This window comes from Pseudomonas sp. JV414 (assembly GCF_032424305.1).
Lineage (GTDB): Bacteria > Pseudomonadota > Gammaproteobacteria > Pseudomonadales > Pseudomonadaceae > Aquipseudomonas > Aquipseudomonas lini.
In genome coordinates this window covers 139,800-163,599 of the sequence record NZ_VYKC01000016.1, presented here as the reverse complement: position 1 = coordinate 163,599, position 23,800 = coordinate 139,800, and the positions used below count along the sequence as shown (strand labels likewise).

The window sequence follows — 23,800 nt, the reverse complement described above, 5'->3', positions numbered from 1 at the left end:
GCTATGCTGCCGACACTGCCCATGATCGAGATCGTCGCCATGTCCGTCCCCAGCATGACCTTGTTCCACAACCCCGCATCACCCTTCGTTCGCAAAGTCATGGTGCTGCTGCACGAAACCGGTCAAACGAACCGCGTGGCGCTGCAAGCCAGCCAGCTCACGCCGGTCAGCCCGGATCTGGCCCTCAACGAAGACAACCCGCTGGGCAAGATTCCAGCCCTGCGCCTGGCCGATGGCAATGTGTTGTACGATAGCCGGGTGATCCTCGACTATCTCGATCATCAGCACGTTGGCAATCCGCTGATCCCTCGCGACGGCTCGGCACGCTGGCGGCGCCTGACCCTGGCCTCTCTGGCCGACGGGATCATGGATGCCGCGGTGATGGTTCGCTATGAAGTGGCCCTGCGCACCCCGGAAAAGCACTGGGACGAATGGCTCGACAGTCAGCGCGACAAGATTCGTCGCGCCCTGGCGTTGCTGGAGGCCGACGCGATTGCCGAGCTGACCAGCCATTTCGATGTGGCGGCGATCAGTGTGGCCTGTGCCTTGGGTTATCTGGATCTGCGCCATCCGGATCTGGAATGGCGCAAAGAGAATCCGAAGCTGGCAGAGTGGTATTTTGAGGTGAGTCAGCGGCCTTCGATGATTGCGACGATGCCCAAGGTTTGATCTTTGGTCGGCCATACCGGCCTCAGAAGATCGCAGCCTTCGGCAGCTCCTACGCCGAACGCGTGCTCCTGTAGGAGCTGCCGCAGGCTGCGATCTTTTGATCTCAGTGCAAACAACCCGGCAATCCGTGTCGCCAACACCTCGCCCACCCGCTGATCCTCGCGCAACCCCAACGACCGGCTCATTCCACGGCTCCAATATCAAAGGCCAGCGGCTTCGCGGTTTTCTGCCCGATCCCGTACCAGTCCAGCTTGCGGGTCAGCACCATGAACACGCCCAGCAAACCGAACAGCAGCAGCGAACCCATCAGCAGCGCGTAATCCTCGGCGCTCAGCAAGCCATAGAGCAAGCCATACAACGCCGCCAGTCCTGCCGAAAAACTCAAGCCGTGATGCACGCTGCGCAGCACATGGCAGACATAGAAGCCGATCAACAGCACACAACCACTCGCCGACAGCAGATATGCCAAGGCAAAGCCAATGTGCTCGGACAGCGACAACAGCAACAGGTAGAAAAACGCCAGCGCCACGCCTACCAGCGCATATTGCACCGGGTGTACCGCCAGGCTTTTCAGCACTTCGAAGAGGAAGAAACCGGCGAAGGTCAGGACGATGAACAGCAGCGCGTATTTAATTGCCCGGTCGCTTTTCAGGTACTGGTCCACCGGGTCGATGAAACTCACGCCGAAGCTGCGACCGCTGAACGCCTCGCACTGGCCGCCAGACACGCAACTGTTCAACGCCTCTTGCAGGTTGGTGGAGAAAAACGAGGTTTGCCAATTGGCGGTGAAACCCTGATCGGTGATTTCACGCTGGGCCGGCAGGTAGTTGCCGATGAAGCTGGGATGAGGCCAATTGGCGGCCAGTGAAACCTTGCTGGTCTTGCCCACCGGGAGAATCTGCAACTGGCCGGTGCCTTGCAGGCGCAAGTCGAAACCGAAGGCCAGTTCCGTAGCCTGTTGGGTGTTCAGGGCCGGCAGCGTCACGTGCACACCCTCGCCCAACCAGCCCACCTGGCTACCAGGTACAAAGTCCAGGCTCTGGCCATTGAGTTCGAGTTTCAATGCATTCTCAATGCCGCGAATGTCGCTGATGCCAACGGCCAGGAACGGTTGATCGAAGCGGTAATCGGCGAAGTCCTCCTTGATGCCCAGTTGCGCCGGGACCGAGAAATGCCCGCTGATGCGGTTGTCGGCATGAAACAGCCGTGCCTCGTAGATACCCCGGGCGCGCAGTTCGGTCTGGACCTGGCCGTCCAGTTCGAAGCGCTCCGGCAGGAAATACAAACGCCCGCGTTCCTCTCCGACGTCCTGATAACGCTGGTTGGTTTTTTCGTTGGTTTTCCAGGTGCGTACCGTTTTGCGATAGGGCACCACCATCAGCGGACCGCTCAGTTGCTGGCTGTAGCTGGAACTGCGGGCGATGTCTTCGAGCACACCGTCGCGCAGTTGTTGCCGATCCTGGATCACGCCGTTGATCATCAGCAACGGGATCAGCAGCAATAGAATCAAAAGGGCAATCGCCCCGAGTTTTAGGGTCAGGCTACGGTTCATGGGGACTCTCCCTGTTTGGATGGGGAAAGTCTGGAGTCGGTGTGTGGGAGTTTTATGGGGGGAATGTGGAGAGTGTGTGGAGTTTAAAAAAGATCGCAGCCTACGGCAGCTCCTACGCCGAGCGCGGACTCCTGTAGGAGCTGCCGAAGGCTGCGATCTTTAGCGGTCTGCAGGCAAACGCAGACTTACTTCAACACCGCCCTCGACATTACCGATACTCATCGCCCCGCCATGCAACTTAACCACTTCTTCAACGAAGTTAAGCCCCAACCCCGTACTTTTACGCCCACTGTCCGGACGCGGTAGTGAGTAGAAACGCTCGCTCAAGCGCGGCAATGCATAGTCGGGAATCGCCTCGGCCTGGTTGAACAGCCTGAACTCAATCTGCTCACCGACTCGTTCGGCGCGCAAGCGCAGCACGCCTCGAGCCGGGGTGAAGTCCAAGGCATTCTCCAGCAGATTGCCCAGCGCCTGACGCAACAGAAACGGTTCGCCGAGCAGATTCAGATCCGCTGCAATGTGCAGTTCCACATGCAACTGCTTGCCTTCGATTCGCGCAGCCTGCGCGCTCAACAGCTCATCTACCAGATCCGCCAACGGCACGGCCACCCGCTCTTCCAGCCCTTGGCGCTGTTCCACCTGCGCGAGGTTCAACAGCCGTTCGATCAACTGCTGCATGCGCGCACTTTCGCTGTCGATGTTGCTGACGAATCGCTGCTGCTGAGCCAGCGGCATCTCGCCTTGCAGTAGTTCCGCCGCACCACGAATCGCCGCCAGCGGGCTTTTCAATTCATGGGTCAGGGTGTGCACATAACGCTCGACGTAGGCTTTGCCTTCAAGCTGGGTGCGCATCTGCTCCACCGCCGTGGCCAGTTGCTCCAGTTCGCCGCCACGATAATGCGGCACCTCGACCCGCCGGCCTTCGCTGACTGCCTGGGCATACGCCGTCAACCGCCGCAGTGCCGCGCTCAACCACCACGACAACAGCGCACCGAACAGCAAACCGAGGCCAATCAGCCCGGCACCATAAATCAGCAATCGCCGCTCGGTGCGATCAACGTAAGGCTGCAGCGAGCTGTTGGGTTTGGCCACTGTCACCACACCGATAATCTGACCGTTGTCACGAATCGGCGCACCGACGTGCATCACCGACGAGTTCGAATCATCCGGGTTGCTGCGCGTCGAACGAGCGCCGTACTCGCCGCGCAAGGTCAGGTAAACGTCGTTCCAGCGTGAGTAGTCCTGGCCCACCGCGATGCCGCTGGAATCCAGCACCACAATGCCCTTGGCATCGGTGACGTAAATCCGGTGGTTGACCTGATTCTTCGGCATTCCCCAGATTTTCGCCTTCGGTTGCCGTTCACCGTAAGCCTTGAGCAACTCGGGCCAGCGGTTCTGGCTGAGGGTGCCGGCCTTGAAGTCGTCGCGCAGGATCTCGGCCATCAGGTTGGCGGTGTCCACCAGGGTTTCTTCGGTGGACTGGCGCACGCCAGGGCGGATTTCTTCCATCACGGTGTTGAGCACGAAGTAGCCGGTCAGGCCGATGAACAGCACGTAGACCAGAAAAATCCGGATCCCCAGTGGCATCAGCTATGTCCCGGGCTATAGCTGTAACCGAGGCCACGATGGGTCTGGATCGGCTCGGCGTCGGCCTTCACCTGGCGCAATTTGGCGCGCACGCTCTTGATGTGGCTGTCGATGCTGCGCTCGTAGCCGGCATCGGCGGCCACGCCCAGCGCATCGAGCAATTGCTCGCGGCTGAAGACTCGCTCAGGCTGTTCCAGCAGGCATTGCAGCAAACGAAACTCATGGCGAGTCAGGCTCAGGGGCTGGCTGCGATAGCTGATCTGCACCCGTTCACTGTCGATGCGAAACAGCGCTGACGCCGCCTCCGCCACCGGTCGTGGCGCCATGCGCTTGAGAATCGCCCGGACCCGCGCCGCCACTTCCCGGGGGCTGAACGGTTTGACGACGTAGTCGTCGGCGCCGATCTCCAGACCGACCACGCGGTCGATCTCTGCGTCACGGGCGCTGAGAAAGATCACCGGCACTTCGCTGAAACGCCGCAATTGCTTGCAGGTCTCGAAGCCGCTGATGTCTGGCAGGCCGATATCGAGAATGATCAGGTCGGCCGGCGTGGCGCGCTGATGTGCGAGCGTCGCCGCGCCAAGGCTCAACCAAGTGGTGGTAAAGCCCTCGCCCTGCAAGGCGAAAATCAGGGTATCGGCAATCGCCGCTTCGTCTTCGACAATCAGGATATGAGGCATGGCGTCCGAGCCCGCTAGTTAAGTGGGCGAACGGTGCCCCAAGGCTGATTCGCCGTCAATCAGCAGTCGGGTTTGTCTGCCGTAAAACGCCGTGCCGGGTTCACCGCTGCACCGAATTCACGCAGGGCTTTGGCGCCGATCAGCAGCGGGTAATTGAAGCTGCTGCGGTCGGTGAGGTTGACTTCAACGGTGCGCTTGACGTTGCCCAGGCACAGTTCCAGATCGACCACTGGCCGCTTGGTGGGTTCGATTGCTTCCTTGTCATCGTCGTCTTCTTCGGAACGGGTCTTGATCTTGCTGATCCGCGCGACCTTGTGCTCGTAGACCTCGTTGCTGGCGCCTTTGGTGGCGAGGCGGAAGCGCACCCACTCGTCGCCATCGCGGGTGAAGGTTTCGATGTCTTTGGCCGACAGCGACGCGGTCAGGGCGCCGGTGTCCATTTTGGCCTTGAGGACTTCGCCGCCGATTTCCGGCAGCGCGATGTATTCATAACGCCCGTACAGGGTCGGCTCGGCGGCCAGGACTGGAAGGGCCACGAGGGAAAGCAGTGCAAGGAGAGATTTCACGTAGGGGGCTTCCTTAGGGAATGTGGAGGCATGGCCGAATTCTAGACCGTAAAAAACAACGATAGTTGGTCCGCCTCACACCTTTGTGGCGAGGGGGCTTGCCCCCGTTCGGCTGCGCAGCAGTCGTAAAACGGTCTATATGGTGTACCTGAAAAATCGCAGGGCCTGGTTTTGGGAGTCCTTCGGCCTCCAACGGGGGCAAGCCCCCTCGCCACAGAGAACTCATAACGCTGGAAGCATAACCAGACAAACGTGAAACATTCGTCACCACCGATTTGGCCTGCCATGCGAAGCTGCTTATCATGGCGCGCCCAAACGCTTTCAAGAGTTACTTATGCGCCGCCTGCTCACCGGCTGTTTCGTTACCCTGCTGCTGTTGCTTAACACCCTGGTGCTGTTCGGGCCTTTGATGGTGTTCGCCCTGCTGAAACTGCTCCTGACCGGGCGCTTTCGCGATTACGCCTCCTGGACGGTGATGTGGATTGCCGAAACCTGGGCCGAAATCGACAAACTGATCTTCCGGCTGTGCATTCCCACTCAATGGGACATTCGCGGCGGCGATGATTTGCGCCGCGACACCTCGTATCTGGTGATCGGCAACCATCAATCCTGGGTCGATATTCCGGCACTGATCCAGACGCTTAACCGGCGCACGCCGTTCTTCAAATTCTTCCTCAAGAAAGAACTGATCTGGGTGCCATTCCTGGGTCTGGCCTGGTGGGCGTTGGACTATCCGTTCATGAAGCGATACACCAAGGCATTCCTCGCCAAAAACCCGGAGCTGGCCGGCAAGGATCTGGAGATCACTAAAGAAGCCTGCGAGTTGTACAAGCGTCAGCCAGTGACGGTGGTCAATTATCTGGAAGGCACTCGATACACCTCGGCGAAAAGCGCCCAGCAGCAGTCACCGTTCACCCACCTGCTCAAGCCCAAGGCTGGCGGCGTGGCTTTTGTGCTGGCGGCGATGGGTGAGCAGCTGGATGCCGTTCTCGATGTGACAGTGGTGTATCCACAGCAGAAGATTCCAGGGTTCTGGGATTTGATCAGCGGCAACGTGCCGAGGGTGATCATCGATATCCAGACCCGCGAACTGGACCCGGCGCTGTGGCAAGGCGATTACGAAAACGATGCGGCGTTTCGCGAAACAATCCAGAACTGGGTGAACCAGCTCTGGATCGAGAAGGATCGGCGCATCAAGGAGCTACGCGCCGAGGGCTGACTCAGCTACCGGTGCCTGCGCCCCAGATCCCGCCGAGATTTTGCAGCAACGAACCGGCAACACCTTGCTGGCCGAGGTACTGCAGAATCACCGGGGCAAACAGGCCGATCATCCCGGTGTCCATGCCCAGGGCACTGAAGGCGTTGTTCAGGTCATTGGTGTCCTTGACGTTACCCAGCAAGCCATCGAGCAACGCATTCTTGTCCGACCCCGCGCCGAGCAACCCGCCCAGACCGTTCAGGCCACCGATGGCACTGTTGCCAGCGATTTGACTGAGGCCCGGCACGTTTTTACTCAGCTCGGAGAAGTCTTCGCCGCTGAGTTGATTCCTGGCCAGCCCCAGCATCGCACCGGCGCCGCCGATGGCCTGTTCCGGGGTGATGTCGAGCTGCGAGCCCAAGGTATTGAGCAAACCGGCCGCCTTGGGCGCCGCCGCCACGATGCCATCGGCATCATCATCATCATCATCATCATCATCATCATCATCATCATCGCCCTCGACGCCTTCGTCGCCCTGCATCGCCGAAACCGCTTTGGCCGCATCAACGAGACTGAACTGTGCAAAGGCCGGGCTGGCAGCCAGCGTCGTAAACGAAGCGACAGCCATGAGTGATGCCAGTGCAAAACCGCGTGAAACGTTCATCCAGACATCCTCTAGTGGCATGAAAACCGCCCGGTAACGAGGCGGAAAAACTGCCGATTTGACCGGACATCCGTCGGCATGTTCCCCCGTCACCTCTATGAAACGTGAAACTCCGGACTCACGCGATGAATGGCATACAGGCACCCGGATCTGGAGGAAGAAGTGAGGCGACTTTTGTGGCGAGGGGGCTTGTCGGAACGCCGCACCGCCCCGTTGTGTCAGACAAAATGTGGTGTCTGGATTAACGACGGCTGCGCCGCCGAACGGGGGCAAGCCCCCTCGCCACAGGTTTAGTGTGACGCATAAAAAAACGGCGACCCGAGGGTCGCCGTTTTGCTTTGCGTGAAGCCTTACGCCGCGCTGAACAACTTGTGCGGATCGATCACAAACTTCTTCGGCACGCCCGCATCGAACTCGCCATAACCACGTGGAGCGTCATCCAGGCTGATGACTTCAACACCCACGATGTCGGCAATCTTGATGCGATCCCACATGATCGCCTGCATCAGCTGGCGGTTGTACTTCATCACTGGCGTCTGGCCGGTGTGGAAGCTGTGGGATTTGGCCCAGCCCAGACCGAAGCGAATGCTCAGGCTGCCCATTTTCGCGGCTGCATCCACAGCACCCGGGTCTTCAGTCACGTACAAGCCAGGGATACCGATTTTGCCAGCCACCCGAACCACGCCCATCAGGGAGTTGAGCACGGTCGCCGGAGCTTCGTGTTTCACGCCGTCATGGCCGTGACCGCGGGCTTCGAAGCCCACCGCATCGATAGCGCAATCCACTTCAGGCTCGCCCAACAGCGCGGCGATCTGTTCGTGCAGTGGGGTGTCTGTCGACAGGTCGGCAATTTCGAAACCCTGAGCCTTGGCGTGAGCCAGACGGATCGGGTTGACGTCACCGATGATCACCACTGCAGCGCCCAGCAGGCGAGCGGAAGCGGCAGCCGCCAGACCAACCGGACCGGCGCCCGCGATGTACACCGTGCTGCCAGGGCCAACACCGGCCGTTACAGCGCCGTGGTAACCGGTCGGCAGGATGTCGGAGAGGCAGGTCAGGTCGCGGATTTTTTCCATCGCGCGATCGCGATCAGGCAGTTTCAACAGGTTGAAGTCGGCGTACGGCACCATCGCGTACTCAGCCTGACCACCGGTCCAGTCGCCCATGTCGACATAACCATAGGCACCGCCCGGACGCGCCGGGTTAACGCTGAGGCAGACACCAGTGTGCATCTCTTTACAGGAGCGGCAGCGCCCGCAAGCTACGTTGAACGGTACGGACACCAGGTCGCCGATTTGCAGGTTCTCGACGTCGCTGCCCTTCTCGATCACTTCACCGGTGATCTCGTGGCCGAGCACCAGACCGGTCTGAGCAGTGGTACGGCCGCGCACCATGTGCTGGTCGGAACCACAGATGTTGGTGGAAACCACACGCAGGATGACGGCGTGGTTAATCTTCCTGCCGCGCGGGTCCTGCATTTTCGGATAGTCGATTTTCTGTATTTCGACTTTGCCATTGCCGAGATACACCACACCACGATTGCCAGACATGCTTTCACCTCGCTGTTGTTTTTATGTAGCGGTCGCGTCGCCATGGAACGGCGGCGCGTTGATTGCTCGGGTTGTTGCCTGTGTATCTTGTGTTGTTTGGGAGGGCCCTTTCGCGGGCAAGCCTCGCTCCTACAGGATTGAAGTCGTTCCCATTTTTTCGCGGGCCACCTCAACCCTGTAGGAGCGAGGCTTGCCCGCGAAAGCGATCTAAAGAACGACAGTGCGATTGGCGTTCAGAAAAACCCTTCGTTCAATGTGATAACCAACAGCCCGTGCCAACGTCAGCCCTTCGATATCCCGCCCTTTGGCGATCAAGTCTTCGGGGTAATGGCTATGATCCACAGCCTCCACGCCCTGGGCGATGATCGGGCCTTCGTCCAGGTCGTTGTTGATGTAGTGCGCCGTGGCGCCAACCAGTTTCACGCCCTTGTTGTAGGCCTGGTGATAAGGCTTGGCGCCTTTGAAACCCGGCAGCAGGGAGTGATGGATGTTGATCGCCTTGCCGTCGAGTTTGCGGCACAGCTCTGGCGACAGGACTTGCATGTAGCGCGCAAGAATCACCAGTTCAGCCCCGGACTCTTCGACCACCTGCCAGACCTGACGCTCCTGCGCCGGCTTGTCGTTCGGGTCCAGCGGAAAATGGTAGTACGGAATCTGATGCCAGTCGGCCAACGGCTTGAGGTCCGGGTGGTTGGAGACCACGGCGGCCACGTCCATCGACAATTGACCGATGCGCTGGCGGTAGAGCAAATCGTTGAGGCAGTGATCGGCCTTGGAGACCATGATCACCACTTTCGGGCGGTAGTTCGGCGCCGTGAGTTCGAAGATCATGCCGAAGGCTTGGCCGCGTTCTTCGAGACCGGCGCGGAAGGCTTGTTCGTCGAAGCCGTCGGGCTGACGGAATTCCACACGAATGAAGAAACGACCCGAAAGCCGATCATCAAAGGAATGGTGCTCGGTGACGTAGCAGCCCTGCTCGAACAGAAAGCGGGTCACCGCATCCACGGTGCCGAGGACGCTAGGGCAGTCGGCGGTCAGAATCCATGTGTCTGGGGCGCGGCTCATAGTGCGGTGACTCCTGTTCGAAAATACCTACGCGACTGCGAAGACTGGCACGGACCTTGTGGCGAGGGGGCTTGCCCCCGTTCGGCTGCGAAGCAGTCGTAAAACCATTCAATACGGTTGAACTGATGGACTCTGGGGCCGCTTCGCAGCCCAACGGGGGCAAGCCCCCTCGCCACAAAAGCTCCCTCGCCACAATTACGCCTGGACGCTAAGCCCGTACTCAGCGGCAGCATCTTGCAACCACAACCACCAGTAATCCGAGAAGCTGCGGCGGATCAGCAGTTCCCAGGTGTCTTCGGCGGTATGGCGGATCATCAATTGCGACTTGGCGAACACCGTGCCCACAGCCTTGCCCACCGGGAAGTTGTTGGGGTGCACGTCATAGCTGGTGGACTTCATCAGCACCTGACGCACGTTCGGGCCGCTGAGTTCGAGGATCTGCTGGCCACCGCTGACGTTGACGATCTGGATGTGCAGGTCGCCCAGTGCTTCACGCAGCTTTTTCTCGGCGGCAAATTCTTCACCAGTCGGCACGATCAGCAGCCATTCATCCGGCCCCATCCATTGCAGGCTGGTTTCGCCTTTGATGACCACGGTCAGCGCGGCTGGCAGTTCCAGGCCAAGAGCCTTGTGCACGCCGGCGGCAAACGCTGCATCGTGGCCATCGCCACGAATGGTCAGGTGGCCGAGGAGTTTTTTCTCACGCACGATCACGCCGGCGTTCTTGCGGCCCTTGCCCACCAGGCTGGCGAGGTCGGCATGATGCAGCGACGACTCGGCCTTGGCCCCGGTGGTTGGGCGTTGTTGGTAAACATTGGCTGCGGTCATAAAGCACCTGTTCCTGAATTCAATTTCCTGTGGGAGCGTGGCTTGCCCGCGATGGGAGCAACTCGGTCTGCCTGTGGCACCGCGTTATCGTTCATCGCGGGCAAGCCCGCTCCCACAGGGGACTGTGGTGTTACACGTTCTGGCGATCGCCTTTCGGATCGAAGAACACCGAAGAAACGATTTCCGCCTCGATCACGCTGCCGTCGGCCAGCGGTGCGAACACACGCTCACCCATGCGCTTCAAGCCGCCCTTGACCACACCCATGGCAAACGAATAGCCGAGGGAGTTGTGCAGGTAGCTGGAAGTCACGTGACCAACCATGGTCATCGGGATGGTTTGCTTGGTGTTGAACACCAGTTGCGCACCTTCCGGCAGCCATTTGGTTGGATCGATCGGCTTCAGACCGACCAGCTGTTTGCGCTGATCACGCACGCAGTCTTCGCGGTTCATGCCACGCCAGCCGATCCACGAGAACGGTTTGGTGCGACCGACACACCAGCCCATGTTCAGATCGTCCGGGGTCATCGAGCTGTCAGTGTCCTGACCGACGATGATGAAGCCCTTCTCGGCCCGCAGTACGTGCATGGTTTCGGTGCCGTACGGAGTCAGGTTGTACTTCTTCCCGGCCTCGACGATTTTCTCGAGCACGCCCATCGCGTAGTCGGCCTGCACGTTGACTTCGTACGACAGCTCACCGGTAAACGAAATCCGGAACACCCGCGCCGGTACACCGCCGACCAGAGCTTCTTTCCAGGTCATAAACGGGAAAGCTTCGTTGCTCAAGTCGACGTCGGTGACTTCGCTGAGCAGCTTGCGGCTGTTCGGCCCAGACAGGGTCATGGTTGCCCAGTGATCCGTCACGGAAGTGAAGTACACCTTCAGGTCTGGCCATTCGGTCTGATGGTAGATTTCCAGCCATTGCAGCACGCGTGCAGCGCCGCCGGTGGTGGTGGTCATCACGAAATGGTTGTCGGCCAGGCATGCAGTCACGCCGTCGTCGAACACCATGCCGTCTTCTTTACACATCAGGCCGTAACGCGCCTTGCCCACGTCAAGCTTGGTCCAGGCGTTGGTGTAGATGCGGTTGAGGAACTCGCGGGTGTCCGGGCCCTGGATGTCGATCTTGCCCAGGGTCGAAGCATCCAGCAGGCCGACGCTGTCGCGCACGGCTTTGCATTCGCGCTTCACGGCGGCATGCAGGTCTTCACCGTTTTTCGGGAAGTACCAAGGACGTTTCCACTGACCGACGTCTTCGAACTCGGCGCCGTTCTTCACGTGCCAATGATGCAGCGCGGTGAAACGAACCGGCTCGAAGATGTGCCCACAGTGACGGCCGGCCACGGCGCCGAAGGTCACCGGCGTATAGTTCGGACGGAACATGGTGGTGCCCATCTGCGGGATGGTCACGTTCAGCGAACGGGCGGCAATGGCCAGACCGTTGACGTTGCCGAGCTTGCCCTGATCGGTGCCGAAGCCCAATGCGGTGTAGCGTTTGACGTGCTCGACCGACTCGAAGCCTTCGCGGGTCGCCAGTTCGATGGCGGCAGCAGTGACGTCGTTTTGCAGGTCGACGAATTGCTTCGGCGCCCGTGCGGTAGCTTTTTCGTGCGGCACCTGGAACAACGCCAGCGTCGGCTCTTCCAGACGGCTCAGGGCTTTGGGCAATACGCCTTCGACCTTGCTGAAACCGGCTTCGCTGGCGGCGCGAGCGCCCCCTTCAAAACCGTCGGCCAGCGAATCGCCGAGGCCGTAGACGCCGTTGATGCCGCCGACGCACACGCGTTTCTGCGGTGCTTCGCCCGGTACGAAACCGAGGATGTCTTCACGCCAGATCGGCTTGCCACCCAAGTGCGACGCCAGGTGAACCACCGGGCTGTAACCGCCGGAGCTGGCGACCAGGTCGCAATCGAGCCACTCGCCCGGGCTGGTCACGGTGTGTGCTTTTACGTCAATCGCGGCAACGCGAGCGGCGGTGACGTGCTTGCTGCCACGGGCCTCGATCACGGCGCTGCCGGTCAGGATGCGAATGCCTTTGGCGCGAGCCTCTTCCACCAGCGCACCGCGAGGGTTGCTGCGGGCATCGGCGATCGCCACCACTTGCAGACTGGCGTCGAGCCAGTCCAGCGCTACGCGGTAAGCGTGGTCGTTGTTGGTCGACAGCACCAGTTTCTTGCCCGGTGCCACGCCGTAACGACGAACGTAAGTCGACACAGCGCCGGCAAGCATGTTGCCCGGCACGTCGTTGTTGCCGTAAACCAGTGGACGCTCGTGAGTACCGGTCGCCAGCACTACACGCTTGGCGCGAACCCGGTGGATGCGCTGACGTACCTGGCCAATCGGAGCACGGTCGCCGAGGTGATCGGTGAGGCGCTCGTGAATGGTCAGGAAGTTATGGTCGTGGTAACCGTTGACCGTGGCGCGCGGCAACAGCAGCACGTCCGGGGTGTTTTTCAGCTCGGCGATGACGCTGGCGACCCATTCGGTAGCTGGTTTGCCGTCGAGGCTTTCGCGGGAATCGAGCAGGCTGCCGCCGAACTCTTCCTGCTCATCGGCCAGGATCACGCGCGCACCGCTACGGGCAGCCGCCAGCGCAGCCGCCAGACCCGCAGGGCCAGCGCCGACGATCAGCACGTCGCAGTGCTGGTTCATGTAGTCGTAGGTGTCCGGATCGTTCTCGGTCGGCGAGCGGCCAAGGCCGGCAGCCTTACGAATGTACTTCTCGTAGGTCATCCAGAACGATTGCGGGTACATGAAGGTTTTGTAGTAGAAGCCCGGCGGCATCAGCTTGCCGCCGACCTTGCCGAGAATCCCCATCATGTCGTTGTTCACGCTCGGCCAGCCGTTGGTGCTGGTGGCGACCAGGCCTTGATACAGCGCTTGTTGCGTGGCGCGTACGTTCGGGATTTGCGTGGCTTCGGTCGCACCGATCTGCAGCACAGCGTTCGGCTCTTCGGCACCGGCGGCGAAGATGCCGCGCGGGCGCGAGTACTTGAAGCTGCGGCCGATGATGTCGACACCGTTGGCCAGCAAGGCTGCGGCCAGGGAATCACCTTCAAAGCCTTTGTAGACCTGGCCGTTGAAGGTGAAGCTCAGCACTTTGTTACGGTCGATCCGTCCGCCATTGGACAGGCGATTGATCTGGCTCATACCTTCTCTCCCAGAGCCGTGGCGGCCGCTTTCGGGCTGTCGGTCTTGTCGGTGAACTGCGGCTTGGCGCCGATCTTGTAGGTTTCGAGAATCTCGTAGGTCACGGTGTCACGGGTGACGTTGAAGTACTGACGGCAACCGGCGACGTGATCCCACAGTTCGTGGTGCAGACCGCGAGGGTTGTCGCGGAAGAACATGTAGTCGCCCCACTCCTCGTCGGTGCAGCTATTCGGATCCAGTGGGCGCGGGATGTGCGCCTGGCCGGATGCGTGGAATTCCTCTTCGGAGCGCAGTTCGCCGCAGTGAGGACAGAAGATATGCAACATGGGGATTTCTCCTGTTAGTGGGCAACCGCAGCAGCGCCGTGTTCGTCGATCAACGCACCGTTGTGGAAACGGTCGATGGAGAAAGGTGCGGCCAATGGGTGCATTTCACCCTTGGCCAGGCTTGCGGCAAATACGTTGCCCGAGCCAGGTGTTGCCTTGAAGCCACCGGTGCCCCAACCGCAGTTGAAGAACATGTTCGGTACCGGGGTTTTCGAAATGATCGGGCACGCATCCGGCGTGGTGTCGACGATGCCGCCCCACTGACGGTTCATGCGCACGCGGGACAACACCGGGAACATCTCGACGATGGCCTGAACGGTGTGTTCGATCACCGGATACGAACCGCGCTGGCCGTAGCCGTTGTAGCCGTCGATACCGGCGCCGATCACCAGGTCGCCCTTGTCGGACTGGCTGATGTAACCGTGTACGGCGTTGGACATGATCACGCTGTCGATAATCGGCTTGATCGGCTCGGACACCAGCGCTTGCAGCGGGTGCGATTCGATCGGCAGGCGGAAACCGGCGAGTTTGGCCATGTGCCCGGAGTTACCGGCGGTGACCACACCGACGCGCTTGGCGCCGATGAAGCCCTTGTTGGTTTCAACACCGATGCACACGCCGTTTTCCTTGCGGAAGCCAATTACTTCGGTCTGCTGGATCAGGTCCACGCCCAAGGCGTCGGCGGCACGGGCAAAGCCCCACGCCACGGCATCGTGACGGGCCACGCCGCCGCGACGCTGGACGGTTGCGCCCATCACCGGGTAGCGAGTGTTCTTGGAGCAGTCGAGGTACGGAATCTCGTCGGCTACCTGTTTGGCATCGAGCAGTTCGCCGTCCACGCCGTTGAGGCGGTTGGCACTGACACGACGCTCGGAATCACGAATGTCTTGAAGCGTGTGGCACAAGTTGTAAACGCCGCGCTGGGAGAACATCACGTTGTAGTTCAGGTCCTGGGACAGGCCTTCCCACAATTTCATCGCGTGTTCGTACAGGTGCGCCGACTCGTCCCACAGGTAGTTGGAGCGAACGATGGTGGTGTTGCGCGCGGTGTTACCGCCGCCCAGCCAGCCTTTCTCGACCACGGCCACGTTGGTGATGCCGTGTTCCTTGGCCAGGTAGTAGGCGGTCGCCAGACCATGCCCGCCACCGCCGACGATGACCACGTCATAGACCTTTTTCGGGGTCGGCGTGCGCCACATCTTCTGCCAGTTTTCGTGATGGCTGAGGGAGTGTTTGAAGAGGCCGAAGCCCGAATAGCGTTGCATAGTCATTTACTCCAAAACCGCGCTCAGCGATAAACCGGGAAGTCCGCGCACAGGGCTGCCACTTGCTGCGCGACATTCGCTTCGACATCGGCATCGCCGAGGTTGTCGAGGATGTCGCAGATCCAGCCGGCCAGCGTGATGCACTGGGTAACCTTGAAGCCGCGAGTGGTCACCGCCGGGGTGCCGATACGCAGGCCGGAGGTCACGAACGGCGACTGTGGATCATTCGGGACAGCGTTCTTGTTCACGGTGATGTGGGCGCGACCGAGTGCTGCATCCGCCTCTTTGCCGGTGAGGCCCTGACGGATCAGGCTGACCAGGAACAGGTGGTTATCAGTGCCGCCGGACACTACATCGTAGCCGCGTTTGATAAATACGCCGGCCATGGCCTGGGCGTTGTCGATCACTTGTTGCTGGTAAGCCTTGAAACCAGGCTCCAGCGCTTCCTTGAAGCACACCGCTTTACCAGCGATGACGTGCATCAACGGGCCGCCCTGGGCGCCCGGGAAGACTGCGGCGTTGAGCTTCTTCTCGATTTCTTCGTTGGACTTGCACAGGATCAGGCCGCCACGTGGACCGCGCAGGGTCTTGTGGGTGGTGGTGGTGACCACATCGGCGTACGGCAGCGGGTTCGGGTACAGGCCGGCAGCGACCAGACCCGCAACGTGAGCCATGTCGACGAACAGCAGCGCACCGACCTTGTCGGCGATCTGACGGAAACGTGGGAAGTCCAGAGTCTTGGAGTATGCAGAGAAGCCAGCGACGATCATCTTCGGCTTGCATTCGACGGCCAGGCGCTCGACTTCGTCGTAGTCGATCAGCCCGGTCTTGGTGTCGATGCCGTACTGCACGGCGTTGTACAGCTTGCCCGAGGACGACACTTTGGCGCCGTGGGTCAGGTGACCGCCGTGGGCCAGGCTCATGCCCAGAATGGTGTCGCCGGCCTGCAGCAGAGCCAGGTACACGGCGCTGTTGGCGGAGGAGCCGGAGTGCGGCTGCACGTTGGCATAATCGGCGCCGAACAGTTGCTTGGCGCGCTCGATGGCCAGCGCTTCAACCTTGTCGACGTGCTCGCAGCCACCGTAGTAGCGCTTGCCCGGATAGCCTTCGGCGTATTTGTTGGTCAGGCCGCTGCCTTGCGCTTCCATCACGCGCTTGCTGGTGTAGTTCTCTGACGCGATCAGCTCGATGTGATCTTCCTGGCGTTGCTCCTCGGCATTCATCGCCGCCAGCAGTGCATCGTCGTAACCCTTGATCTGGTCTTGCTTGCTGAACATCGCGTCTCTCCCAGCGGCATCTATGCGCCATTCGTCTCGGTAAGGCACTGGCGTTACGGCAGTGCCCTTTGGATGCGATGGTATGACCGGCGCAGACAGGTCAAATGCCTATGGACGCCACGCAAAGGTGCGTTTACGACATGGGCCGAAAAGCCTGACCGAACACAATCTTCAAATCAGAAAGGAACCCCTGTGGGAGCGGGCTTGCCCGCGATAGCGGTGGGTCAGCTGACATCAATGCTGGAGTGATGCCGCCATCGCGGGCAAGCCCGCTCCCACAGGGTTTTGCGCGTGTCAGGCAATAAGTTGGCGTAAGGCCAGAAGCACAAGGAAATGCGCGGGATAGAGCGCGTAAGCCCAACGGCGCATCGGCGGTGGCCGGATGCCTTGGGCATGTCGCAATAGCAACAGCCCCAGCAATGGCGCAATCAGACAAGCGGCAATGCCGAGGATGGCTGCATTGCTGTGAAGTCGCGCAGCGTAATACAGCACTTGCCATTGATTGGCCGCCAGGCAAACCAGCCCCGGCAGCAGGCTGAAATACCAGGGCCGGTGAATCACCAGCAACATCGCCAGCGGCAACAGCACGCCGAAGAAACCGAACATCAGTCGCTCCGGGAACAGTGCTGCCAGCAACAAGGCACCGGCAGCCAATAGTCGCGACTGAGGCATCCTGTGCTGCCAGCCACCGGCGATCAACAGACCCAGAACCAATGTGGGCAACACGTTCAAGGTGTTGTGATCAGGAATGTACATCCGGTAGGGGATTTCGCTTACAGCGCTAAACAGCAACAACCAACCGAGGTAACGCCACTGGCCGTCGGTCGTGACTGCACGGACTCGCGACAGGTTCGCCGCCATCGCCAGACAGAACCATGGAAACGCCAATCTGCCCGGCACGTACAGCAGATCGACGGAATAACCGACATATCGCAGGTGATCGAGCACCATGCTCAGCAGCGCCAACCACTTGAGCAGATCCAGCGCCCCATCCCTTTGCGTCATGTGCATAATTGCCCGTCAACCGTGTATTTTTCTGACAGCAACATCCCGTGTGCTCCCCGGACGATCTTCGGTAAAGTGTGCACCATCATTGACCAACGAAGCGCCACAAGCGCCTCGATCACGGAAGCCGGCCATGACCGATAAGAGCCAACAATTCGCCAGCGACAACTATTCCGGTATCTGCCCTGAAGCCTGGGCTGCCATGGAACAGGCCAACCACGGCCACCAGCGCGCTTACGGCGACGATGAGTGGACCGCACGCGCATCGGATCAATTTCGCAAACTGTTCGAAACCGACTGCGAAGTATTCTTCGCCTTCAACGGCACCGCGGCCAACTCATTGGCCCTGTCATCACTGTGCCAGAGTTACCACAGCGTGATCTGCTCGGAAACCGCCCACGTCGAAACCGACGAATGTGGCGCACCGGAGTTTTTCTCCAACGGCTCCAAGCTGCTCATCGCCCGCACCGAAAACGGCAAGTTGACGCCGGAATCGATCCGCGAAATCGCCCTCAAGCGCCAGGACATCCACTACCCGAAACCGCGCGTCGTGACCCTGACCCAGGCCACCGAAGTCGGCAGCGTGTACACCCCGGAAGAAATCCGCGCCATCAGCGCCACCTGCAAAGAACTGGGCCTGAACCTGCACATGGACGGCGCGCGGTTCTCCAATGCGTGCGCGTATCTGGGCTGCTCGCCAGCCGACCTGACCTGGAAGGCCGGCGTTGACGTGCTGTGCTTCGGCGGCACGAAAAACGGCATGGCGGTGGGCGAAGCGATTCTGTTCTTCAACCACAAACTGGCTGAAGACTTCGACTATCGCTGCAAACAGGCCGGGCAATTGGCGTCGAAGATGCGCTTCCTCTCGGCGCCGTGGGTCGGGATTCTGGAAAACGACGCCTGGCTCAAATACGCCCGCCACGCCAACCACTGCGCGCAGCTGCTGGCCGAACTGGTAAGCGACATTCCTGGCGTGGAACTGATGTTCCCGGTGCAGGCCAACGGCGTGTTCCTGCAACTGTCAGAACCGGCCATTGCCGCACTGACCGCCAAGGGCTGGCGCTTCTACACCTTCATCGGCAACGGCGGCGCACGGTTCATGTGCTCGTGGGACACCGAAGAAGAACGCGTGCTTGAACTGGCGGCAGATATTCGGGAAGTCATGGCAGCCTGAAGCCCACAAGCTGATCGTTCCCACGCTCTGCGTGGGAATGCCTCTGGGGACGCTCCGCGTTCCTGCCTCACCGCTGACGCAATGTCCAACACCGTTGTGACGCAGAGCGTCACGGGCTGCGTTCCCACGCAGAGCGTGGGAACGATCATGATCCCGCAAGAGTTGGTCTACATTGACTGGCGAGCCGTTTCGATCCGCATCGATAACAACAATCAGGAGCGTACGCATGTCATTACAAGGCAAAACCCTGTTCATCACCGGTGCGAGCCGTGGCATCGGGCGTGAGATTGCGCTGCGGGCAGCAAAGGACGGGGCCAACATCGTGATTGCCGCTAAAAGCGCCACTCCTCACCCCAAACTGCCTGGCACCATCTTCAGCGTGGCGGCGGAGGTTGAAGCCGCGGGTGGCAAGGCGTTGGCTTTGCAGGTGGATGTGCGTGATGAAGTTGCTGTGCGCCAGGCCATGGCCGACGCCTCTGAGCATTTCGGCGGCATCGACGCGCTGATCAACAATGCCGGGGCGATCAAGCTGACCGGGGTGCAACACATTGAGCTCAAGCGCTTCGACCTGATGCATCAGATCAACACCCGCGCCGTGCTGCTGTGCAGTCAGGCTGCCCTGCCCTATCTGAAAAAAACCGCCGGCCACATCCTCAACCTGTCACCGCCGCTGAACCTGGCCACCAAGTGGTTCGCCCAGTACAGCCCCTACACGGTGACCAAATACGGCATGAGCATGCTGACTTTGGGCATGAGCGAGGAATTCGCCTCCTACGGCATCAGCGTCAACTCCCTGTGGCCGCAGACCATGATCGCGACCGCTGCAATCGAGTTTCAGCTAGGGTCACGCGAGTCGTTCAAGCATGCGCGTTCGCCGGCGATTATGGCGGATGCGGCTTACGCGATTCTGAGCAGCAGAGGCCGCAGCATTACCGGGCGCTTGCTGATTGATGAGGAGATTCTGCGGGAGCATGGGGTGACAGATTTTGAAGGGTATCGGTTTGCGCCTGATTCCACCGACAAACTGATGACGGATCTATTTGTCGACTGACTCGGAATGGGTATCCACAACTCTCTGTAGGAGCTGCCGAAGGCTGCGATCTTTTGATCTTGATCCTAAAAATCAACGTCAAAAGATCGCAGCCTTCGGCAGCTCCTACAGGGATATTCGCCAGCCATCAAGGACGCGTAGATACCGATCAGAACTCGATCCGCACATCCCCTTTCGGCACGCTGCAGCACGACAGGATGAACCCTTCGGCTTCGTCTTCCTCGGTAATCCCGCCGTTGTGGTCCATTTCGACTTCACCACCGAGCTTCATCACCTTGCACGTCCCGCAGATCCCCATCCCGCAGGCTTTCGGGATCAGCAAACCAAGCTTGGCCGCCGCCGCATGCACGGTTTCGCCCGGCGCCACACGAATGCTCTTGCCAGACGCGGTGAATTCCACCTGATGCAGATCCGCCGCATCGACTTCCGGAGCGTCCGCCGCTTGTTCGGCTTGTTCCACCGCATCGGCACGGGCTTCCGCTGGCGTCGCGCCGAAGGATTCCTCGTGATAACGCGTCATGTCGAAACCTGCCGTCTCGAGCATGCGCTTGACCGCGTTCATGTATGGGGTCGGGCCGCAGCAGAAGACTTCACGCTCAAGGAAGTCCGGTGCCATCAATTCGAGCATCTTATGATTCAGGTAACCGCGATAACCAGCCCACGGCTCGCCCAGACCATGCTTCTCGCAAATCAGGTGCAGGCTGAAGTTGTCGATCCGCGACGCCATGTGTTCCAGCTCGCGGTGATAAATGATGTCTTTGGGCGAGCGGGCACTGTGGATAAACGTCATGTCGACGTTGCCATTGGTGTCATAGAACCAGCGCGCCATGGACATGCACGGCGTGATGCCGACGCCGCCGCTGAGGTAAAGCACTTTCGGCGCAGGGAAGTCCATGGCGTTGAACAGCCCGACCGGCCCGTGTACCGCCAATTCCTGGCCTTCATGCAGGGTGTCGTGCAGCCAGTTGGAGACCTTGCCTCCCGGTACGCGCTTGATGGTCACCGAAAAGCTGTACGGCACCGACGGCGAACTGGAAATGGTGTAGGAGCGCATGATCGGTACGCCGTCGATTTCCAGCTCCAGGGTCACGAACTGCCCGGGCTTGAAAAAGAACAGGATTGGCTGGTCGGCCATAAAGCAGAAGGTGCGCACATCCCAGGTTTCCTGGATGACTTTGACGCAACGGACAATATGTCGACCATTGGCCCAGGTCTGGGTGGTTACCGGGTTCAGGAAGCTGTTGGACATGCTGATCTCCACGGCCGACTGTCGGCCTTCATGTTGGCGATTCTGCGTATAGCGCGAACCTCCCATTTACCTATCTGCGACATTCACATACTTATCGCGACCAGCCCCCAATTACCGGGGGTTGCGCGTCGGGAACAGATTGGGCCATGTCGCCCATGGATAAGGTTCTGGCGAGCGCCGGCCCCACACTCGCCCCATACCAAGACACAACCCTTACACCTTGCGTAGCAAACCTGATCAGCCACTTTCGCGGCCACGCAGATGGCCTTGAGGAAACACACGATGGACGTCACCACTACCCTGAGCCTGGGCGATCCACTGGAACCCGCACGCAAGGCCACCGCGCAGATGCTGCAAGAACGCGAGCGTACTTTTTCGCTGCCGCAGCCGTTTTACTCTGACGAGCGGCTGTTTGATATCGACATGCAGGAAATCTTTCAGAAAGAGTGGTTGATCGCCGGCATGACCTGCGAAATCCCGACCAAGGGCAACTACCTGACCCTGCAGGTCGGCAAAAACCCGATCATCGTGATTCGTGGCGCCGACGGTGTGGTTCATGCGTTCCACAACGTCTGCCGTCACCGCGGTTCGCGGCTGTGCACCAGTGAAAAAGGCAAAGTCGCCAAACTGGTCTGCCACTACCACCAGTGGACGTATGAACTGGACGGTCGCCTGCTGTTCGCCGGCACCGAAATGGGCGCCGACTTCGACATGAAGCAGTACGGCTTGAAGCCTGTGAACGTGAAAACCGCTGGCGGTTACATCTTCATCAGCCTGTCGGAAAACCCGCCGGCCATTGATGACTTCCTGTCGACGCTGAACCATTACATGGAACCGTACGACATGGAGAACACCAAGGTGGCGATCCAGACCACCTTGTTCGAAAAAGCCAACTGGAAACTGGTGCTGGAAAACAACCGCGAGTGCTATCACTGCAACGCGTCGCACCCGGAACTGTTGAAAACCCTGCTGGAATGGGACGACGTCACCGACCCGCGTGCCGACCAGGCCTTCAAGGACCACGTCGCTGCTTCGGCCGCTGCCTGGGAAGCCGAGAAGATCCCTTACGCTCACGCCAGCTTCGGCCTGCGTAACCGCATCGTGCGCATGCCGTTGCTCAAGGGCACCGTGTCGATGACCCTGGACGGCAAACAAGGCTGCGCCAAACTCATGGGCCGCATCAAAAACCCGGACCTGGGTTCGATGCGCATCCTGCACCTGCCGCACTCGTGGAACCACTGCATGGGCGACCACATCATCGTGTTCACCGTGTGGCCGATCAGCGCTCAGGAAACCATGGTCACCACCAAGTGGATCGTCCACAAGGACGCGGTCGAAGGCGTGGACTACGACGTGGAGCGCATGCGCCAGGTCTGGGATGCGACCAACGACCAGGACCGTCGCCTGGCCGAAGAAAACCAGCGCGGGATCAACTCCACCGCGTACCAGCCAGGGCCATACTCCAAGACCTATGAGTTTGGCGTGGTGAACTTTGTGGACTGGTACAGCGAGCGGTTGCTGAACAACCTTGGTGCCGAGCCTGCGCCGTACCTCAAAGGTGTTCCGGTTCAGGGATAAGATCAAGAGCTTCGCGAGCAAGCCCGCTCCCACAGTTGACCGGGTCGTTCACAGATTTTGTGTACGCCACCGATCCAATGTGGGAGCGGGCTTGCTCGCGAAAGCGGTCGCACATTCACCCAATCAACTCGAAGACCACCGCACCGACCCATCCTCCCCAATAAACGTCTCTTCGATGTTCTCCCCTACCAACCGCACTTTCACATAACCGTTCAACACCCGATCCGGGTACGCCTCATCCCGCGCATTTTGAGTTTCCGACCACAACACCCGCGCATGCCCGTTCAGCTCACTGGCATTGCCGTAGGGAATCGCCCCATGCCCGGCGCAACGCGCATGCAACCCGCCTTGCGCGGCGTAGCAGATGCCGTTGTGCAAATGCCCCCAATACCAGTAATCCGGCTCACGACCCAAGGCATCGCACACCGGTTGATACAGCGCCGTCTTGTTGTGCCCGGAAATGTCGAAGCCCTGGTGATGACTGAGCACCATGATTTTCTTGCGCTGGGGCAGGCTTTTCATCCAGTCGATCTGCGGTTGGTTCAGGGTGCCATCCATGTACAGATTCATGGCGTCCGAGGCATACGCCGTGTCGAGGCCGATCACCAGCCAATCGTCGTTGTATAGCGCGAAGTAACTGGTGCCCTGCTGCGCGGGAAAGCGCTTGGCCAGTTCCTTGAAATAGCCGTGGGCGCCGCTGTACATCTCGTGGTTGGAATTGAGAGTGAACGAGCCCTGCGTGCCCATCGGCCAGCCGGCCATGTCCACGTCTTCCTGGGAATGGGTGCCGGCGTAATACACATCCCCCAGGTGAATGGTGAAATTGGCTCGGGCCAGTTGCATCTGATTAGCCACCGCCACCGCCGGGGCATGGCTGTCGAACGGTCCGGTGCCCCAGTCGCCGGCGATCGCCAGGGTCACGTCGCGATCCATTTTCACCAGTGCCGGGTCAGTGGCGAACGGCGCGTGATGCCGCAGGTTTTCGATCCATTTCAGCAGGGCTTCACTCCATAACAGGTCGAGCAGTTCCCATTTGCGGCAACCGAGCAGACTGCCGTCCTTCAGCACCCGGGTTTGTAGCTCATCCACCGTTTGCGGCAGCGGGCTGGCATTGCCGATACGCAGGATCGACAAGCCATGGGACAACTCCCACGGCACGCCCGGCTGATCGTCCGGCAACTCGCCGTGCTTGAGCACGTACTGCGCCTGATCGTGGCCGCGTTTGAGCAACGCAATGATGGCTTCGAACTCCTGGGGTTCGAGCTCGCTGACGAGCTTCATCCAGGCCATTTCCACGCGCGTGAGCAAACCATGCAGCCGCACTTTGACCTTGTCGTACTCGTGTTCCCAATGACTGACCAATGACAT

Annotated in this window: 20 protein-coding genes; 5 read left to right on the top strand and 15 right to left on the bottom strand. The window is 60.1% G+C overall.

Features of this window, described 5'->3' with window-relative positions; all coding sequences use genetic code 11:
* The first annotated feature begins 39 nt into the window (after positions 1-39).
* On the top strand, positions 40-669 hold the full coding sequence (locus F6R97_RS17205) for a glutathione S-transferase (RefSeq protein ID WP_038983590.1): 630 nt from the start codon (positions 40-42) through the stop codon (positions 667-669).
* A 181-nt stretch (positions 670-850) separates the two neighbouring features.
* On the opposite strand, the gene creD is transcribed toward F6R97_RS17205, so the two are convergent.
* The 4 genes from creD to F6R97_RS17185 all read right to left on the bottom strand — a co-directional run bounded on the left by creD (position 851) and on the right by F6R97_RS17185 (position 5,054).
* Positions 851-2,221, bottom strand: coding sequence for a cell envelope integrity protein CreD (gene creD / locus F6R97_RS17200; protein ID WP_038981155.1), 1,371 nt, complete (start codon positions 2,219-2,221; stop codon positions 851-853).
* Between the two features lie 159 nt (positions 2,222-2,380).
* Positions 2,381-3,808, bottom strand: coding sequence for a two-component system sensor histidine kinase CreC (gene creC, locus F6R97_RS17195; RefSeq protein ID WP_038981152.1), 1,428 nt, complete (start codon positions 3,806-3,808; stop codon positions 2,381-2,383).
* The gene (gene creB / locus F6R97_RS17190) at positions 3,808-4,488 is read right to left on the bottom strand and encodes a two-component system response regulator CreB (protein WP_315866860.1); all 681 of its coding nucleotides are present in this window, start codon (positions 4,486-4,488) and stop codon (positions 3,808-3,810) included. The genes creC and creB overlap by 1 nt, the downstream gene beginning before the upstream one ends.
* Before the next feature lie 59 nt (positions 4,489-4,547).
* A complete protein-coding gene (locus F6R97_RS17185) occupies positions 4,548-5,054 on the bottom strand; it encodes an ATP-dependent zinc protease (RefSeq protein WP_048396384.1) in 507 nt (168 codons plus the stop codon).
* A 334-nt stretch (positions 5,055-5,388) separates the two neighbouring features.
* Between F6R97_RS17185 and F6R97_RS17180 the strand changes: the two genes are divergently transcribed.
* Positions 5,389-6,273 carry an acyltransferase gene (locus F6R97_RS17180; RefSeq protein WP_315866859.1) on the top strand — a complete coding sequence of 295 codons (885 nt, stop codon included), beginning with the start codon at positions 5,389-5,391 and terminating at the stop codon, positions 6,271-6,273.
* A gap of 1 nt (position 6,274) precedes the next feature.
* On the opposite strand, the gene F6R97_RS17175 is transcribed toward F6R97_RS17180, so the two are convergent.
* From F6R97_RS17175 to F6R97_RS17135, 9 genes are all read right to left on the bottom strand, one after another.
* Positions 6,275-6,916, bottom strand: a complete 642-nt coding sequence (locus F6R97_RS17175) for a DUF2780 domain-containing protein (RefSeq protein ID WP_315866858.1) — start codon at positions 6,914-6,916, stop codon at positions 6,275-6,277.
* 350 nt (positions 6,917-7,266) lie between these two features.
* The gene (gene fdhA / locus F6R97_RS17170; RefSeq protein WP_052967383.1) at positions 7,267-8,466 is read right to left on the bottom strand and encodes a formaldehyde dehydrogenase, glutathione-independent; all 1,200 of its coding nucleotides are present in this window, start codon (positions 8,464-8,466) and stop codon (positions 7,267-7,269) included.
* 207 nt (positions 8,467-8,673) lie between these two features.
* Complete coding sequence (gene purU / locus F6R97_RS17165; RefSeq protein WP_038981145.1) at positions 8,674-9,531, bottom strand: formyltetrahydrofolate deformylase; 858 nt, start codon at positions 9,529-9,531, stop codon at positions 8,674-8,676.
* Positions 9,532-9,726: 195 nt separating this feature from the next.
* Positions 9,727-10,359 carry a sarcosine oxidase subunit gamma gene (locus F6R97_RS17160; protein WP_038981143.1) on the bottom strand — a complete coding sequence of 211 codons (633 nt, stop codon included), beginning with the start codon at positions 10,357-10,359 and terminating at the stop codon, positions 9,727-9,729.
* 130 nt (positions 10,360-10,489) lie between these two features.
* Positions 10,490-13,507: a sarcosine oxidase subunit alpha gene (locus F6R97_RS17155; RefSeq protein WP_315866857.1), complete on the bottom strand. Its 3,018-nt coding sequence runs from the start codon at positions 13,505-13,507 to the stop codon at positions 10,490-10,492.
* Complete coding sequence (locus F6R97_RS17150) at positions 13,504-13,833, bottom strand: sarcosine oxidase subunit delta (RefSeq protein WP_008008142.1); 330 nt, start codon at positions 13,831-13,833, stop codon at positions 13,504-13,506. Before F6R97_RS17150 ends, F6R97_RS17155 begins: the two co-directional genes overlap by 4 nt.
* Before the next feature lie 14 nt (positions 13,834-13,847).
* Positions 13,848-15,098 carry a sarcosine oxidase subunit beta gene (locus F6R97_RS17145; protein WP_038981138.1) on the bottom strand — a complete coding sequence of 417 codons (1,251 nt, stop codon included), beginning with the start codon at positions 15,096-15,098 and terminating at the stop codon, positions 13,848-13,850.
* Positions 15,099-15,121: 23 nt separating this feature from the next.
* Positions 15,122-16,375, bottom strand: a complete 1,254-nt coding sequence (glyA, locus tag F6R97_RS17140) for a serine hydroxymethyltransferase (protein WP_038981136.1) — start codon at positions 16,373-16,375, stop codon at positions 15,122-15,124.
* A 294-nt stretch (positions 16,376-16,669) separates the two neighbouring features.
* Complete coding sequence (locus F6R97_RS17135; protein WP_050682174.1) at positions 16,670-17,386, bottom strand: TraX family protein; 717 nt, start codon at positions 17,384-17,386, stop codon at positions 16,670-16,672.
* A gap of 127 nt (positions 17,387-17,513) precedes the next feature.
* On the opposite strand from F6R97_RS17135, the gene F6R97_RS17130 reads away from it, so the two are divergent.
* Both F6R97_RS17130 and F6R97_RS17125 read left to right on the top strand, forming a co-directional pair.
* Entirely contained in the window at positions 17,514-18,554 is a 1,041-nt protein-coding gene (locus F6R97_RS17130; RefSeq protein ID WP_038981133.1) for a low specificity L-threonine aldolase, read from the top strand.
* 226 nt (positions 18,555-18,780) lie between these two features.
* A complete protein-coding gene (locus F6R97_RS17125; protein ID WP_038981131.1) occupies positions 18,781-19,605 on the top strand; it encodes an SDR family oxidoreductase in 825 nt (274 codons plus the stop codon).
* Between the two features lie 148 nt (positions 19,606-19,753).
* Here F6R97_RS17125 and gbcB read toward each other — a convergent pair whose 3' ends face one another.
* The gene (gene gbcB, locus F6R97_RS17120) at positions 19,754-20,854 is read right to left on the bottom strand and encodes a glycine-betaine demethylase subunit GbcB (RefSeq protein ID WP_050682177.1); all 1,101 of its coding nucleotides are present in this window, start codon (positions 20,852-20,854) and stop codon (positions 19,754-19,756) included.
* Between the two features lie 282 nt (positions 20,855-21,136).
* On the opposite strand from gbcB, the gene gbcA reads away from it, so the two are divergent.
* A complete protein-coding gene (gbcA, locus tag F6R97_RS17115; RefSeq protein ID WP_038981128.1) occupies positions 21,137-22,432 on the top strand; it encodes a glycine-betaine demethylase subunit GbcA in 1,296 nt (431 codons plus the stop codon).
* A 123-nt stretch (positions 22,433-22,555) separates the two neighbouring features.
* Here gbcA and F6R97_RS17110 read toward each other — a convergent pair whose 3' ends face one another.
* On the bottom strand, positions 22,556-23,800 hold the full coding sequence (locus F6R97_RS17110) for a metallophosphoesterase (protein ID WP_048396379.1): 1,245 nt from the start codon (positions 23,798-23,800) through the stop codon (positions 22,556-22,558).